Source organism: Streptomyces sp. NPDC006687 (genome assembly GCF_040636215.1).
In the GTDB taxonomy this organism is placed as follows: domain Bacteria; phylum Actinomycetota; class Actinomycetes; order Streptomycetales; family Streptomycetaceae; genus Streptomyces.
In genome coordinates, this window is record NZ_JBEYJJ010000022.1 from 1 (window position 1) to 14,963 (window position 14,963).

General features: G+C 72.4%; 11 protein-coding genes. 7 read left to right on the top strand and 4 right to left on the bottom strand.

What is annotated here, in order from left to right; genetic code table 11:
- Positions 1–123 precede the first annotated feature (123 nt).
- Positions 124–1,542, bottom strand: a complete 1,419-nt coding sequence (locus tag ABZ716_RS22640) for a DUF2252 domain-containing protein (RefSeq protein ID WP_358961191.1) — start codon at positions 1,540–1,542, stop codon at positions 124–126.
- A 57-nt stretch (positions 1,543–1,599) separates the two neighbouring features.
- On the bottom strand, positions 1,600–2,940 hold the full coding sequence (locus tag ABZ716_RS22645) for a hypothetical protein (RefSeq protein ID WP_358961287.1): 1,341 nt from the start codon (positions 2,938–2,940) through the stop codon (positions 1,600–1,602).
- A gap of 100 nt (positions 2,941–3,040) precedes the next feature.
- On the opposite strand from ABZ716_RS22645, the gene ABZ716_RS22650 reads away from it, so the two are divergent.
- Both ABZ716_RS22650 and ABZ716_RS22655 read left to right on the top strand, forming a co-directional pair.
- Positions 3,041–3,220, top strand: coding sequence for a hypothetical protein (locus ABZ716_RS22650; protein ID WP_358961292.1), 180 nt, complete (start codon positions 3,041–3,043; stop codon positions 3,218–3,220).
- Between the two features lie 319 nt (positions 3,221–3,539).
- Positions 3,540–4,802, top strand: coding sequence for a cellulase family glycosylhydrolase (locus ABZ716_RS22655; RefSeq protein ID WP_358961288.1), 1,263 nt, complete (start codon positions 3,540–3,542; stop codon positions 4,800–4,802).
- A gap of 13 nt (positions 4,803–4,815) precedes the next feature.
- Here ABZ716_RS22655 and ABZ716_RS22660 read toward each other — a convergent pair whose 3' ends face one another.
- Complete coding sequence (locus ABZ716_RS22660; RefSeq protein ID WP_358961194.1) at positions 4,816–5,634, bottom strand: SGNH/GDSL hydrolase family protein; 819 nt, start codon at positions 5,632–5,634, stop codon at positions 4,816–4,818.
- 5 nt (positions 5,635–5,639) lie between these two features.
- Entirely contained in the window at positions 5,640–6,356 is a 717-nt protein-coding gene (locus tag ABZ716_RS22665) for a hypothetical protein (RefSeq protein ID WP_358961196.1), read from the bottom strand.
- A gap of 69 nt (positions 6,357–6,425) precedes the next feature.
- On the opposite strand from ABZ716_RS22665, the gene ABZ716_RS22670 reads away from it, so the two are divergent.
- The 5 genes from ABZ716_RS22670 to ABZ716_RS22690 all read left to right on the top strand — a co-directional run bounded on the left by ABZ716_RS22670 (position 6,426) and on the right by ABZ716_RS22690 (position 14,897).
- Positions 6,426–6,926, top strand: coding sequence for a MarR family transcriptional regulator (locus ABZ716_RS22670; RefSeq protein WP_358961198.1), 501 nt, complete (start codon positions 6,426–6,428; stop codon positions 6,924–6,926).
- 184 nt (positions 6,927–7,110) lie between these two features.
- Positions 7,111–7,716 carry a GPP34 family phosphoprotein gene (locus tag ABZ716_RS22675; RefSeq protein ID WP_358814246.1) on the top strand — a complete coding sequence of 202 codons (606 nt, stop codon included), beginning with the start codon at positions 7,111–7,113 and terminating at the stop codon, positions 7,714–7,716.
- A gap of 169 nt (positions 7,717–7,885) precedes the next feature.
- On the top strand, positions 7,886–9,466 hold the full coding sequence (locus tag ABZ716_RS22680; protein WP_358961201.1) for a sigma-70 family RNA polymerase sigma factor: 1,581 nt from the start codon (positions 7,886–7,888) through the stop codon (positions 9,464–9,466).
- 382 nt (positions 9,467–9,848) lie between these two features.
- Positions 9,849–12,224 (top strand): non-reducing end alpha-L-arabinofuranosidase family hydrolase, encoded by a 2,376-nt coding sequence (locus ABZ716_RS22685; protein ID WP_358961203.1) that lies wholly within the window; start codon positions 9,849–9,851, stop codon positions 12,222–12,224.
- A 48-nt stretch (positions 12,225–12,272) separates the two neighbouring features.
- Positions 12,273–14,897, top strand: coding sequence for an RICIN domain-containing protein (locus ABZ716_RS22690; protein ID WP_358961206.1), 2,625 nt, complete (start codon positions 12,273–12,275; stop codon positions 14,895–14,897).
- Positions 14,898–14,963 lie beyond the last annotated feature (66 nt).

Genomic DNA, 14,963 nt, shown 5'->3' on the forward strand with positions numbered 1-14,963 from the left:
CCCGCGGCGCGCCCGCGGCGGCAGGACGGCGTCCACGACGAACACCGCGCCGACCAGCAGCACACCGGTGACGACCAGCAGGAACAGCACCGCCGGCGCGGCGCTCTGTGACGTTTCCCCGGATCAGGCGGCCTCGGCCTGCAACCGCCCGGCCTTGATGGCGCCGACGAGCGCTTGGTGGTCCCGCTCGTTCTGGTCGGCGTACCGCTCCGCGAACGTCACCAACGCCCGGTCGAACGCGTCGCCGCCGCCCAGATAAGCGGCGATGGCGATGCGGTCACCGGACCTGGCGTGCGCGCGGGCCAACGTCGCACCGCACAGAGCGCCGAACGTGCGCATGCCGCGCGGAACCATCTCCTCGGCCACCGCCACCCACTTCCAGTCCCGCAACTGCCTCACGTAGAAGTCCCGCCGCCGTCCGTCGATTCCGTCGACCCGCTCCCAGCCCAGGAAGATGTCGCTGGTGGCCTGCATCAGCCGCTGCCCGGAGACGACCCGCTCGCCCTGCGTCGAGCAGGCGCTGGGCCCGGCGTAGGGCGCCAGCACGGACTCGCCGGCCTCCTTCGCCTGGAGGAACAGCGGGTCCTCGCCGTCCCTGCCCAGCAGGAGCACGATCCAGCAGCGCGTGCCCACACTGCCGACCCCCACGACCTTGCGTGCCATGTCGGCCAGCCGGTACTGCTCCAGCAGGAACCGCCGGTCCGACTGGAGGGTTGTGCCGTAACGCTCCATCAGCCGGGTGATCTGCTGCTCCAGCCGCCCGCGCGGTGCGTCCGGCAGCAGGTCCTCCAGAGGAGTGATGAGCGGTGGGTCCGGGGTGATCCGGCGCTTGCCGTCGACGACACGGGTGAGCTTGTCGAAGACCTGGAGCGTGTCCCGCGCACGCGCCTTGGTCACGGCCTGCGCCCAGCGTTCACGGCCCCGCGCGGACAGGTCCGCCCCGAACCGGCCCTGTACCCATGCCTCGTCGAACTGGGCGTACCAGACGGCCAGGTTGCCGATGCCGGCGAAGGCCCGCATGCTCTCGCGGTAGGACCGCACGGTGGCCCGTACGATCTTCGCCCGCTCCTTGGTGCTGAAGCCGTTTTCCCGGCCGGCGATGACGAGGCTGGCGGCCAGCCGCTTGACGTCCCACTCCCACGGGCCGGGCAGCGTCTCGTCGAAGTCGTTGATGTCGAACATGAGCCGGCGCTCGGGGGAGGCCAGCAGCCGGAAGTTCAGCATGTGGGCGTCACCGCACAGCTGGGCCCGGAGCCCCGTCCTCGGTGTGTCCGCGAGGTCCGACGCCATGATGGCGGCGGCCCCGCGGTAGAACCGGAACGGCGACTCGGACATCCTTCCGTAGCGGATCGGCACGAGTTCGGGCAGCCGCGTCGCCGACTGCCGCTCGATGATCTGCAACGGATCCGGCCGCTCGGGCCCCGGCGAGAACTCGACGTGGCTGGAGCGGGGTACGGCGGCCCGCGCCTGCTTGCCCAGCGCGGCCCGCTCCCGTGCGGTTCGGTGCCGCAGGGTGCGGCCGTCCAGTTGGTTCTCGGCCATGGCAGCGGCTCCCGGGGTGGACACGTGACTCGGCAGGGGCACTCGGGACGGGCAGGGTCAGTGGGCTGCGGTACCGGCCCGGGGCGAAGCCGCCGGGGCGGGGCCGCGGTCGTCCAGGAACTCGCGGATCGCGAAGGCCACCAGGACGATCACCGCGGTCCACACCACGACAGCCGTCGTCGGATAGCTCCAGGTGAACAGCACGATCGCGGCGATCACCAGGATGGCCACCCCGATCCAGTGCTTGAAGCGATGGACGAACCGTCCGACCGCACCGAGACGGAACCCCGCCGATGTCGTCACGTCGCGCAGGGCGCCGATGCTCCTGCGGCAACCGGTCCGTGTGAGGACCGCGAACCGGGACGGCCCCGCGAGGAAGGCGGCGGCGGCGGTGAAGAGGGCGACCGCGGCGAGCGCCCGCACACCGGCCCGCAGGAACTTCACCAGTGCGTCGTACACGGTTCCCGCCGCGGCCTGGGACGCCCCGGGGGGTAGATGGTTGAGATAGACGTCACGCGCGACGGTGAGGCCGATCCCGAGAACCAGCATGGCGACGAACACGGCCAGCGCGGCCCCGATGAGCGCGTGCCGGCGGTTGAACGCCGCGTACACTCCGGCGGCCGCGAACAGCAACGCGATGACGGGCAGCCAGCCGCCGAGGATCTCCAGCACTCTCATATAGATCTTGATCTTGCCGACGTCTTCCGACGCGAACACCACGAAGTCCGTGTGGACGGCCGGGATCTTCGCGGCCGGCGAGAAGCCCGCGGCGACCAGCTGGTCCTTCACCTGAGCGACGATCGGACCGAGGTCGATGACGACCTGGTTGTTCTCCAGCCTGACCGCGCTGTCGGAGTGACCCGTCAGCGCCTTGTCCATCGCCGCGTGGGCCCTGCGGTTGGCGTTCACCCAGACCTTCTCGAAGGCACTGCTGCTGACCACCCTCTCCACCGTGCCGCTGACCACCCGCTTGAGACCGTTCGAGATCGGGCCGTCCAGGCCGCCCAGCAACGTGGCCACCCGCGGCGGGACGTTCTTGTCCGCGGCCGCGTCCGTCAGCTCCTTGACCAGCGCGTCCACGTCGATCTGCGCCAGCACGGCGGCGGTGACCCGGTTGGTGACCGCCGCCTGCACGTCGGGATCGCTCGCCAACGGCCCGACGGTGGCGACGTAGCGGTCCGTGTCCTGCACGATGCTGTTGGCCCACACCGCCACGACGGACAGCACCGACAACAGCGCGGCGAGAAGAATCAGCACCACCGAGCCGAGCGAGCGAAACGGGTGGTGCTGTGAGGGCTGCGCCGGCCTGGCGCCCTCCAGGGCGTCCATCCGCTGCCGCAAACTGGCCAGCTCGCTGCGTTCGGTGGCCGAGAGCTGCTCATCACCGTGGTCGCTCATGGCCACCAGTAGATCCGTCCGGCGAACGGCGCACGACCGGAGGCCATCCAGTCGGGTGAACGTACCGAGGTGCGGTGACGGCCCCGAGGACGCACACCGGGTGAACGAGATCTACCGGCGGCTGGTGCATCCGGACCAGCGCGAGGGGCTGCGGCTGACGGTGGAGTCGGACCGGACCGTGGTCTTCGGCGACGGCGTGGAGGCGGATGCCCTCCAGCTGACCTGGGGCCAGAGCGTACGACTGGGCATCGCGGCGACAGCGCTGCGCCTGCTGACGTGAGCACCCCGCCGGCCGGCCGCGCGGCCGGGAGGTCTGCGGATCGGGAAGTCGCCCCAACAACTCCCGCGAAACGATGGGAACTTGCCTCACCGGTCAGTAACATCCGGCCTGCACGTGACACATCGTCAGATGCTCGTCAGAGACGCTCCGTCGAAAGGGTCTCCCGCATGCGCCGGACCTCCCGCTTCGCCCCCGTCGCCGTCGGCGTGGCGGCCCTCCTGCTCGGCGTCCTCCCCGCGCAGGCCCAGGCCCACCCCGACCGCGCCCCCGACCGTGTCACCGTCGGCGGCCGCACCTTCACCACGGCCAGGGCCGCGCGCTGCAGTGGCGCGGCTTCAACCTCGCCGACAAGAGCAGCCGGGGCGCCGACGCGTTCGCCGACATCCACGAGAGCGACCTCAAGGACATGGCCGCCCGGGGGTTCAACCTCGCGCGCCTGGCGTTCTTCTGGGACGACCTCGAACCGGCGCCCGGGCACTACGACCGCGGCTACCTCGCCAAGATGCGCCGCATCCTCGACTGGGCCGACCGCTACCACGTCAAGGTCGTCCTCGACGCCCACCAGGACGTGTACGGACCGCACTTCGGCTCCCGCGGTGTGCCCGCCTGGGCCACGCGCGACGAGGGCCTGCCGTTCCGGCCGATACCCGAGGACTGGTTCTCCGAGTACTTCGAGCCGTCCGTACAGGCCGCCTTCGACCACCTGTACAAGGACGCCGACCTCCGCGCCGCGCACGCCCGCATGTGGACGACGGTCGCCTCCGCCCTGGGCGGGCACCCCGCGCTGCTCGGCTACGACCTGATGAACGAGCCGTTCGCGCGCTTCCTCGAGGGCGAGGACCTCCCCGCCGCCGCGGCGCGCTTCGAGGCCGGGGAGCTCACCGAGATGTGGAACCGCCTCGCGCGGGCGGTGCGTCTCGTCGACCGGAAGTCGTGGGTGTTCGTCGAACCCACCGTCATCGTCGGTCTGGGGGTCCCCACCCGGATGGGGACCATCGACGACCCGCACGCCGGGTACGCGCCGCACTTCTACGAGACCGCGATGGAGACGGGCGGGGACTACGACCCCGACGGCACCTTCATCGCGGCCTACGAGGCCGCGATCAGCGACTACCCGGCCCGTCACCGCATGCCGGTGATCGTCGGCGAGTGGGGCGGCAACCCGTACGTCCCGCACGCGAGCCGGTTCGTCACCGACATGACGGCCTCCCTGGACCGCTTCTCCAGCGGCTGGACGTGGTGGCAGTGGTGCCGGGGCGGCGGCTACTGCTTCCTCGACCAGACGGGCGCGGTGAAGCCCAGCGCCCGGCTGCTCGTCCAGCCCTACGCGCGGGCCGTGGCCGGTGACCCGCTCGCCTTCGCGTACGACCCCGCCACGCGCACCTACACCCTCACCTTCCGCACCCGCGACAACGCCGCCGGACCCACCGAGATCACCGTGCCGAAGGACACCTACCCGAACGGCTACCGCGTCACGATCCAGGGCCGCGACGCCAGGTGGAGCGGCCACGGCCAGACCGTCACCGTGAGCACCCACGGGAGGAGCGGAACCACCTACCGGGTCACGATCAGCCCGAGGTAGCCCACCGGCGCGGTCACGGCGGGCCCGGTTCCGTCGTGAGCGCGTCCAGCACCGCCGCCGCGACGCCGCGTTGACCGGCCGGGGTGAGGTGGACGCCGTCCTCCTCCCAGTGGCCGTGCGCGGCGGCCCGGGTGTCGACCGTGACCTCCGGCTCGGCGAGCAGGAGTTCCGCGACGGCGTCGAGGTCCGCCCCGGCCCAGCCGAGGCCGGCCCGCCGGAAGTGGACGTACCGCGCGACCCGCCCGGGATCGACGCCGGCCGGGGTGAGCCAGACCCACCGGGCCCCGGTCCGCCGGACCGTCAGGTCGCGCAGGGCCCGCAGGGTGCGGCGGGTCTCGGCGGCGGAGATCAGCGGGACCCCGTCCAGCCGCTGGACGTCGTTCGCCCCCAGCATGCACAGCACCCAGTCGGGCCGCTGGAAGGTGAGCGCCGGGAGGTTCGCCAGGGCCTGGGTCGTCGTGCTGCCCGTCACGGCCAGGTTCGTGCAGCGCACGCCCTCCGGAAGCAGGTGCCGCAGGATCTCGAACCAGGACAGCCGGTCGGCCGTGGTGCTCTCCCCCACGGCCACGACGTGCTCGCCCGGCCGGAAGGGCAGGCCGGCCAGGCGTGCCGCCGCTCCCGGTCCGGCCGTGAGCGCGGCGGCGGCCGCCCGGTTCCGCGCCTCGAAGTGGTCCAGGCGCGTCCGGTAGCCGGCCGGGTCGAGCCCGAACAGGGCTGCGAGCGCGGCCTCGTCGGGCGCGGGGCCGAGGTGGCGCAGGACCTTCTCGGGCTGGTGGAAGCGGAGCATGCGTTCTGCCGGGTCGTGGGCGGCGGCGGTGGCGGCACTCGTCATGGCGGTCAGCCCTCCGTACGAACGCGGCGGCGCGGCAGCAGGAACCCGGCCGCGATCAGCCACAGCAGGCCGGCGAACCGGGCGACCGGCAGCAGCAGGGCGGCCCCGTCGGCCAGCAGGACCAGCGTGGACAGTTCGGCGACCACCGCGACGGCAAGTCCCGCCACGGCGAGGGCACGCGGGAACAGGCCCGCGAGCAGCCCCGGTACGGCGATCCCGGCGACCAGCAGCCCCAGCAGGACGACATGACCGGGTCCGCCGAGCCCGAAGGCCAGGTACTGCAGGGCCCGGACGACGTCGCCGTGCGCCGCGACCTCGGGCCGGGACAGCACCCAGGTGACCAGTCCGGAGCAGGCGAGGAAGGCCGAGGCGAGGACGCCTCCGGCGAGCGCGATGGTGGCGCCGGGGGCGCGTACGCCCAGCTTGTGCAGGCGCGCCGAGACGGTGGCGGCGTAGATCGCGAGCGGCACCGATGCCGCGAACTGCAGGGCTCCGGACAGGCGGACCGCGTCGGTGTGATCGCGGAAGTAGGAGGTCACCGTGTCGGCGGAGCCGAAGGGCGAGGGGAAGGTGTCCCCGTCGGCGAGGACGGTGCTGAGCACGAGCCCGGCGAGGAAGAGGGCGGTGAAGACCACGGCGAGGATGCCGGGCGGCGGCCCGGCCTGGGAGTCCCGTCGGCTGTGCGTCTCGCGGGCGGCGGCGGTCGCTGGGGTGGCGGTCACGGCAGAATCCGTTCTCTCAAGTTAATCGTTCACTGGGGAGAATCATTTCACGTGGCTTACGATAGGCCGGTGAACAGTTCTCGGCAACCGCATCCGACGGGCTCCGCCCCGGCCACCGGGCCGCGCGGGGCCGCGTTCCTCCTCGCCCAGATCGGCGCGCACGCCGCCGGACGCTTCGCGGAACGTGTCGGCCACCTGGGACTGACCCCGGCGGACGTCGGACTGCTGCGCATGGTCGCCGGGCAGCCGGGGCGCAGCCAGCGGGCCCTCGCCGAGGAGCTGGGCGTCGTACCGAGCCGTGTCGTCGCACTGATCGACGGCCTGGAGGGCAAGGACCTCGTCGAACGGCGGCGCAGCGCCGAGGACCGCCGCAACTACGAGCTCCACCTCACGGCGGAGGGCCGGCGCACCCTCGGCGCGGTCTCCCGCGCGGCCGCGGCCCACGAGGACGCCCTGCTCGCCGCCCTCGACCCGGAGCAGCGCACGCACCTGCTCGGCCTGCTCGAACGCGTCGCGGCCGAACAGGAACTGACCCCCGGAGTCCACCCCGGCTACCGCACCCGCGGCTGAAGTCCGGTCGGCATCGACCGGGGGCGGGGACTGCGCCGAACGTGCCGCGCGCGGCGGCGGTGCCGCGCCGGGGGCCGCTCGGCCGGTCGGCCCAGGGGCGATACTTGCCCCGTACCCGCATCGCGACCACACCGCCGCCGGCAGCGGCGGGAGGCTGGTTCGGCCGACCACGAGGGAGCCCTTCATGACCACGGCGCAAGACCTGTTCATCGTCGCCCTGGAGGCTTCGCCCGAGCGCCCTGTGGGGCAGGGCGACCTGTCTCTGGCCCTGGCCGGCGCCGAACTGATCGACCTCGTCGCGGAGGAGGCCGTCACCCTGGACGACGACCTCATCCTGCCCGGCCCGCAGCCGGGGCTGGACGACCAGCTGCTCGGGGCGGCGGCGTCGGCGCTCCTGCGACAGGAGCCGTACGAGCGCGTCGACGACTGGCTGTGGCGCCGGGGCCGCGACCTGTCCGCGGCCTACCAGGGGGCGTTCGAGGAGGCCGGCCTGCTGTCCCCGGCGCGGCGCGGACGCCTGTCGTTCGGGGCCGGGCAGCTGGAACTCGTCGACTCACCGGCCCGGCAGCGGGCGCGCGGGCGCTGGGAGGAGGACGAACCCGTCCTCGGGGCGCTCGCCGCGGCCGTCGGCATCCGCCGCGGACCCTCCGAGGACGCTCCCGGCCCGGAGAGCGAAGCGGTGACCACCGTGCTGGCCGCCGTCAGCGATGCGGTGATGGAACTGGAGGCGGTGCGCCAGCGGCGGTCCATCGAGAACGCGGCCTTCGCCAACATCTGGCGGGCCCCCTGAGCTCTGGCCGCCGGGGCGGCGGTGCCGGTGTCTGTTCCGGCGACCCGGCCCCGGCCCCGGCGCGCGAACGGTGGGCCAGGGCACCGGGTTTGGCCGCACACCGTTGGGGGCTAGGGTGTGAGGCCGTGTTCGGCGGATCGCTGCGCGGAGGAAGGTGGGAACGGGGCTCATGGATGCGGACCACGCCGCGCTGGTCGTCTCCGCGCAGGCCGGTGACGGCCGGGCGCGTGAGGAGCTGATCGCCGCCTACCTGCCGTTGGTCTACAACATCGTCCGGCGGGCCCTGAGCGCGGAGGCCGACGCCGACGTCGACGACGTCGTCCAGGAGACCCTGCTGCGCGTGGTGCGCGACCTTCCCGCCCTGCGTGCTCCCGAGAGCTTCCGGTCCTGGATGGTGGCGATCACGCTGCGCCAGATCACCACGCACTGGCAGCGGCACCGCGCCGTCGCCGACCGGACCGCGGTCATCGACGAGGCGCTGCGGATACCGGACGCCGGCGCCGAACCCGAGGGCGCGACGATGCTGCGGCTGCACCTGTCGGACGAGCGCCGTCGGGTCGTCGAAGCCGGCCGGTGGCTCGACCCCGACCACCGGGTGCTGCTGTCGCTGTGGTGGCAGGAGTGCGCCGGCCTGCTGAGCCGGGACGACCTCGCCGCAGCGACGGGGCTCACCGTCGCCCACGTCGGGGTGCGCCTGCAACGCATGCGCGAGCAGCTCGACCTGAGCCGGACGATCGTCGCCGCGCTGGAGGCCGACCCGCGCTGTCCGCGCTTGGACGAGACCGTCGCCGACTGGGACGGCGACCGTTCCTCGGTGTGGCGCAAGCGCATCGCCCGGCACACCCGCGACTGCCCGGTCTGCGGGGCCACGACGACACAGCGGGTCCCTGCCGAGGAGCTGCTGCTGCTCACCCTCACCCCGCTGGCCGTCCCGGCCGGGCTCGTCGCCGCGCTGGCCGCCAAGGGGCTGCTGTCGGGTGCGGCCGCGAACTCCGCCGGGCTCGCCCTGGCCCCCGTCGCCGCCGGGACGGCTACCGGGGGCGGCGGTCTGTCCGGCGCGCTGACCGGGAAGCTGCACGTGGTGACCGCTCACCCGCTGGTGAGTCTCGCCGCCGGCGCGGTGCTCGTCGCCGGGGCCACCACCTACGCGGCCTGGCCCGAGCCGGCTCCCCAGGAGCCAGGTGTCACCGCCGCCCCCGCGGCGGGAGGTCCCACGCCGGCCCCGTCGCGCAGCACCACGTCAGCCGGACCGTCCCCCTCCCCGTCACCTTCCTCGTCTCCGTCCCAGGCGAGTCCCTCCGCCGTCGCGGGCACCGTCCCGCTGGGCGCGCAGTCGCTGGAGTCCGTGGACGAACCGGGCCTGTACCTCTCGTACGCCGACGACTTCGCGACGCTCGGCCGGGTCTCCGCCTCCAGCAGCGCGCAGGCCCGCCGGCGGATCACCTTCACGGTCGTCCGGGGACTGGCCGAGGCACGATGCGTGACCTTCCGGGCGGCCGACGGCCGCTACCTGCGCCACCGTGACCTGCGCCTCCAGCTGAGCACCGACGACGGCAGCACGCTCTTCCGCGAGGACGCCACCTTCTGTCCGAGCCCCGCGGCGGCCGCCGGGGCGGTGACCCTGCACGCGCACAACTACCCGGGATCGGTCATCCGCCACCGCGACGGCGGCGTCTGGCTCGACGGCTCCGACGGCACCCGGGCCTTCGCCGGGCAGGCTTCCTTCATCGTGCGCAAGGCCCAGGGCTGACACGCGCTCCTCGGACACCCCCCCCGCGTCAACCCCCACCGGCGGTCAGCGCGGTCCCCCCTTCTCGCCCCCCTTACCCGGCGACGGCCCGGGAACGCGGCCCGTCATAACACTTTCCGCCTGCGAGATGCATCACCCGGAAATCCTCCGGCCGGGACGACTTTTTCGTTACGAGGCCACGCGCTCGGATGCCTCCACTTCGTGGGGTTTCCTTTCCGCCGCTCACCCCGACGTGACGGCGCGGAAGGCTCCCCGCTTCCCCGTACGCATCCGCCTGAAGGAAGCCGTCCCCGATGAGACGACACATCCACCACCCCCCGGTGCCCGGCCCACGCCCGACGACCGCGGCACCCAAGACGGCCCGCGACCCCCGAGGTGAATCATGAAGGGCACGCACCGGCTCACCCGGCCGCGCCGGACGGTGACGACAGCACTCGCGGCCGCGGCGCTGGTGGCGGGCGTCGTGACGCTCCTGCCCAGCTCCGCCGGAGCCGTCACCCCCCTGGGCACCCAGGCGGCCCCCTCGGGCCGGTACTTCGGCACGGCCGTGGCCGCAGGCAGGCTGGGCGAGTCGGCGTACTCCACCCTGCTGGACCGGGAGTTCAACGTGATCACCCCGGAGAACGAGATGAAGTGGGACGCCACCGAACCGTCCCGCGGCACCTTCACCTTCGGTTCCGCCGACCGGATCGTCGACCATGCCACGGCGCACGGCCAGCGCATGCGCGGCCACACCACGGTCTGGCACTCGCAACTCCCGGCCTGGGTCAGATCGATCGGCGACGCGAACACCCTGCGCAGCGTGATGAACAACCACATCACCGCCCTGATGACCCACTACAAGGGCAAGATCTACGCCTGGGACGTGGTCAACGAGGCGTTCGCCGACGGCTCCACCCAGCACCGCGACTCGGTGTTCCAGAAGGTGCTGGGCAACGGCTTCATCGAGGAGGCGTTCCGCACCGCCCGGGCGGCCGACCCCGCGGCCAAGCTCTGTTACAACGACTACAACATCGAGAACTGGTCGGACGCCAAGACCCAGGGCGTCTACGCCATGGTCAAGGACTTCAAGTCCCGCGGCGTGCCGATCGACTGCGTCGGATTCCAGAGCCACTTCGGCCTCGGCGGCCCGCCGTCCAGCCTGCGGACCACCCTGTCCGGCTTCGCCGCCCTCGGCGTTGACGTGCAGATCACCGAGCTGGACATCGCCCAGGCATCACCCGTCCACTACGCCGACACGGTCAAGGCGTGCCTGTCCGTGGCCCGGTGCACCGGCATCACGGTGTGGGGCATCCGTGACAGCGACTCCTGGCGCCGCGGCGAGAGCCCCCTGCTGTTCGACGACAACGGCAAGCCCAAGCCGGCCTACACCGCCGTCGTCAACGCCCTCAAATCCGCCGGCGGGGCCACCGGCGGGACCGGTACCGGGGCGGTCAAGGGCGTCGCCTCCGGCCGGTGCATCGACATCGACAACTCCAGCACCGCCAACGGCACGCAGGCACAACTGTGGGACTGCAACGGGCAGACCAACCAGCGCTGGACCTACACCGCCGGCAAGCAGCTGACGGTCTACGGCGACAAGTGCCTGAGCGCCCTGGCCGACGGCACCGCCAACGGCACGGCGGCGGTCATCGCGGACTGCACCGGCGGCCCCGGCCAGCAGTGGAACCTCAACACCGACGGCACGATCTCCGGCGTCCAGTCCGGGCTGTGCCTCGACGCCGTCGGCGGGGGCACCGCCAACCGCACCCGGATCCAGCTCTACTCCTGCTGGTCCGGCGGCAACCAGAAGTGGACCGGCCCCGGAACGCCGGCCCCGACGACGTCCGGGCCGACGGGCGGCACGTGTGCCCTTCCGTCGACGTACCAGTGGACGTCGACCGGTGCGCTGGCGCAGCCCGCGAACGGGTGGGCCTCGCTGAAGGACTTCACCACCGTGACGTACAACGGCAAGCACCTGGTCTACGCCTCGGACTTCACGGGATCGTCCTACGGCTCGATGATGTTCGCCCCCTTCACGAACTGGCCGGACATGGCGTCGGCCGGCCAGACCGGGATGAGCCAGCCCGCGGTGGCGCCCACGCTGTTCTACTTCGCACCCAAGAAGGTCTGGGTGCTGGCGTACCAGTGGGGTCCGTGGCCCTTCATCTACCGCACGTCGAACGACCCGGCGAACCCCAACGGCTGGTCCGCGCCGCAACCCTTGTTCACGGGCAGCATCCCCCGCACCGAATCCCCGACCGGCCCGATCGACCAGACGCTGATCGCCGACGACAAGAACATGTACCTCTTCTTCGCCGGTGACAACGGCAAGATCTACCGGGCGAGCATGCCGATCGGGAACTTCCCCGGCAACTTCGGCTCCTCGTACACGACCGTCATGAGCGACACGCCGGACCACCTGTTCGAGGCGCCGCAGGTCTACACGGTCAAGGGCCGGAACCAGTACGTGATGATCGTCGAGGCCAGGGGTGCGAACCAGGTCCGCTACTTCCGCTCGTTCACGGCCTCCAGCCTGAACGGTCCGTGGACCGCGCAGGCCGGCAGCGAGAGCAACCCCTTCGCCGGCAAGGCGAACAGCGGTGCCACCTGGACCAACGACATCAGCCACGGTGACCTGGTCCGTGACAACCCCGACCAGACGATGACCATCGACCCCTGCCACCTGCAGTTCCTCTACCAGGGCAAGTCCCCGGCCGCGGGCGGCCCCTACGACCGGCTGCCCTACCGGCCGGCTCTCCTCACCCTGCAGCGCTGACCTGCCCGTTCCACGGTGACACGCACCACGCAAGGAGAACACCTCACCATGAACCACGCCACCAACGGCGGGCGCCGCGGGCGTCACCGCCGTCGCTGGGCCGGGACCGGACTGCTGCTCGGCGTACCCGCCGTCCTCGTGCCGTACCTCCTGTTCGTCCAGGACGACTCGCAGGCCGCGACGGTCGACGGCGACGCCTATTACCGGCTGGTCTCCGTACGCAGCGGCAAGGTGCTGGATGTCAACGCCTTCTCCACCGCCGACGGCACCCGCATCCAGCAGTGGACCGACCAGAACACCGCCAACCAGCAGTGGAGGCTGCGCCCCACCGGGGACGGCTACTACGAGCTGGTCAACCGCAACAGCGGCAAGGTCCTCGGCATAGCGGGGGACTCGACCGGCCAGGCGGCCGCCGCCGAGCAGCAGACCGACCGCTCCTCCGTCTCCCAGCAATGGCGGATCGACGAGGTCAGCGGCTCCGACGCCGTCGTCCTCACCTCCCGCGGGAGCGGCCAGGCCCTGGACGTCTCCGGCGGATCCACCGCCGACGGCGCGGCCGTCATCCAGTACCCCGGCCACGGCAGTACCAACCAGCAGTGGAAGCTGGTGAAGGCGGCAGGCGGCCAGACGCCCGGATCCGGACCGTACACCTGGCGCAACGCCCAGGTGGTGGGCGGCGGTTACGTCACCGGGCTGGTGTTCAACCCGCGGGAGAAGGGCCTGCTGTACGCCCGGACCGACATGGGCGGCGCCTACCGCTGGGACATCGGCGCCGAGCAGTGGATCCCGCTGACCGACTGGCTCGGCGAGAAGGACTGGAACCTGCTGGGCATCGACGCGCTGGCCACCGACCCGGTCGACCCGGGCCGGCTCTACCTCGCCGCGGGAACCTACACCAACAACTGGGCCGGCAACGGCGCGATCCTGCGCTCCACCGACCGGGGCCGCACCTTCCAGCGCACCGAGCTGCCCTTCAAGCTGGGCGGCAACGAGGACGGCCGGGGGGCCGGAGAGCGGCTGGCGGTCAACCCGGCGGACAACGGCACCCTGCTGCTGGGCACCCGTAAGAACGGCCTCTGGCGCAGCACCGACCACGGCGCGACGTGGAGCCAGGTCTCCTCCTTCCCCGTGAAGGACGGGGCGGGCAGCGGCGCGGGCATCTCCTTCGTCACGTACGGCCCCGCCGGCAGCAGGACGGTCTACGTCGGCGTCGCCGACCGGTCCACCTCCCTGTACCGCTCCAGCGACGGCGGCAGCACCTGGCAGGCCGTCCCCGGACAGCCCACCGGCCAGCTGCCGCAGCACGGCGTGCTCTCCGGTGACGGCTCGCTGTACGTGTCGTACACCAACGCCCTCGGACCCAACGGCGTGACGGGGGGCTCGGTGTGGAAGCACACCCCGGCCGGCGGGGCGTGGAAGAACGTCTCCCCGTCCCAGGGCAGCTACGGGTTCTCCGGCCTGGCCGTCGACCCGCGCAAGCCCTCCACGGTGATGGTCACCACCCTCGACCGCTGGTGGCCGCAGGACGAGATCTACCGGACCACCGACGGCGGCACGACCTGGAAGGCGCTGGCCGACTCCTCGGTACGGGACGCCTCCGCCGCTCCCTACGTCGGTACCGGCACCGGGCACTGGATGACCGCCCTGGCCATCGATCCCTTCGACTCCGGACACGTGCTGTACGGCACCGGCAACGGCATCCTGCGCAGCAAGGACGCCAACGCCTCCGACAGCGGAGGCACCAGCCACTGGAGCGTGGGCGCCCGGGGGCTGGAGGAGACCGCACTGCTGGACGCGATCGCCCCGCCCGGCGGCGCCCAGGTCATCACGGCCATGGGGGACCAGGGAGGATTCCGCCACGGCTCCCTGACCGAGGTGCCCGCCGGGCGGCTGAAGAACCCGACGATGTCCAACAGCACCGGCATCGACTTCGCCCAGTCCAACCCCGCGGTGATGGTCCGTGTCGGCAAGGGCGGCGAGAAGGACGGCGCCTGGTCCACCGACGGCGGCATCAGCTGGAACGGCTTCGCGTCGGAACCGGTGGGCAGCGCCGACAGCGGCCATGTGGCGCTCTCGGCGGACGGCTCGGCCATCGTCTGGACCCAGGCCGGGCAGGTCCCGTACCGCTCGACGGACAGGGGGGCGAGCTGGTCGAAGGCCGGCGGCCTGGGCGCGGACGCCGTCGTCGTCGCCGACCGCTCCTCGGCCAGGACCTTCTACTCGCTGTCCGGCGGCACGCTCTACGCCAGCACCGACGGCGGCGCGACCTTCACCGCCCGCGCCACCGGCCTGCCCGACGGCCGGCTCAAGGCCGTCCCCGGCGTCGCGGGCGACCTGTGGATCGCGGGCGGGGCCAAGGGGCTGCTGCACTCCACCGACGGCGGCCGCACCTTCACCACGCTCACCACGGTGCGGTCCGCCTCCGCCCTCGGCTTCGGCAAGGCCGCGTCGGGTACCTCCTACCAGGCCCTGTACCTGATCGGTACGGTCAAGGACGTCACCGGCGTGTTCCGCTCCACCGACCAGGGCGCCACCTGGCTCCGCGTCAACGACGACGCCCACCAGTGGGGCGGCATCGGAAGCGTCGGGGTCATCACCGGCGACCCCGACACCTACGGCCGCGTCTACATCGGCACCAACGGACGCGGCCTCCAGTACGGCGACCCGTCCTGACGGCAAGCCGCTCCCGCGACCGGTACGACATCCCGGTCGCGGGAGCGGCTTTCCTCCGACGCGGCA

Coding starts and splice junctions, on each gene's coding strand:
- ABZ716_RS22645 (WP_358961287.1), bottom strand. CDS start 2,940: ATGAGCGACCACGGTGATGAGCAGCTCTCGGCCACCGAACGCAGCGAG.
- ABZ716_RS22685 (WP_358961203.1), top strand. CDS start 9,849: ATGAAGGGCACGCACCGGCTCACCCGGCCGCGCCGGACGGTGACGACA.
- ABZ716_RS22690 (WP_358961206.1), top strand. CDS start 12,273: ATGAACCACGCCACCAACGGCGGGCGCCGCGGGCGTCACCGCCGTCGC.
- ABZ716_RS22680 (WP_358961201.1), top strand. CDS start 7,886: ATGGATGCGGACCACGCCGCGCTGGTCGTCTCCGCGCAGGCCGGTGAC.
- ABZ716_RS22660 (WP_358961194.1), bottom strand. CDS start 5,634: ATGACGAGTGCCGCCACCGCCGCCGCCCACGACCCGGCAGAACGCATG.
- ABZ716_RS22640 (WP_358961191.1), bottom strand. CDS start 1,542: ATGGCCGAGAACCAACTGGACGGCCGCACCCTGCGGCACCGAACCGCA.
- ABZ716_RS22675 (WP_358814246.1), top strand. CDS start 7,111: ATGACCACGGCGCAAGACCTGTTCATCGTCGCCCTGGAGGCTTCGCCC.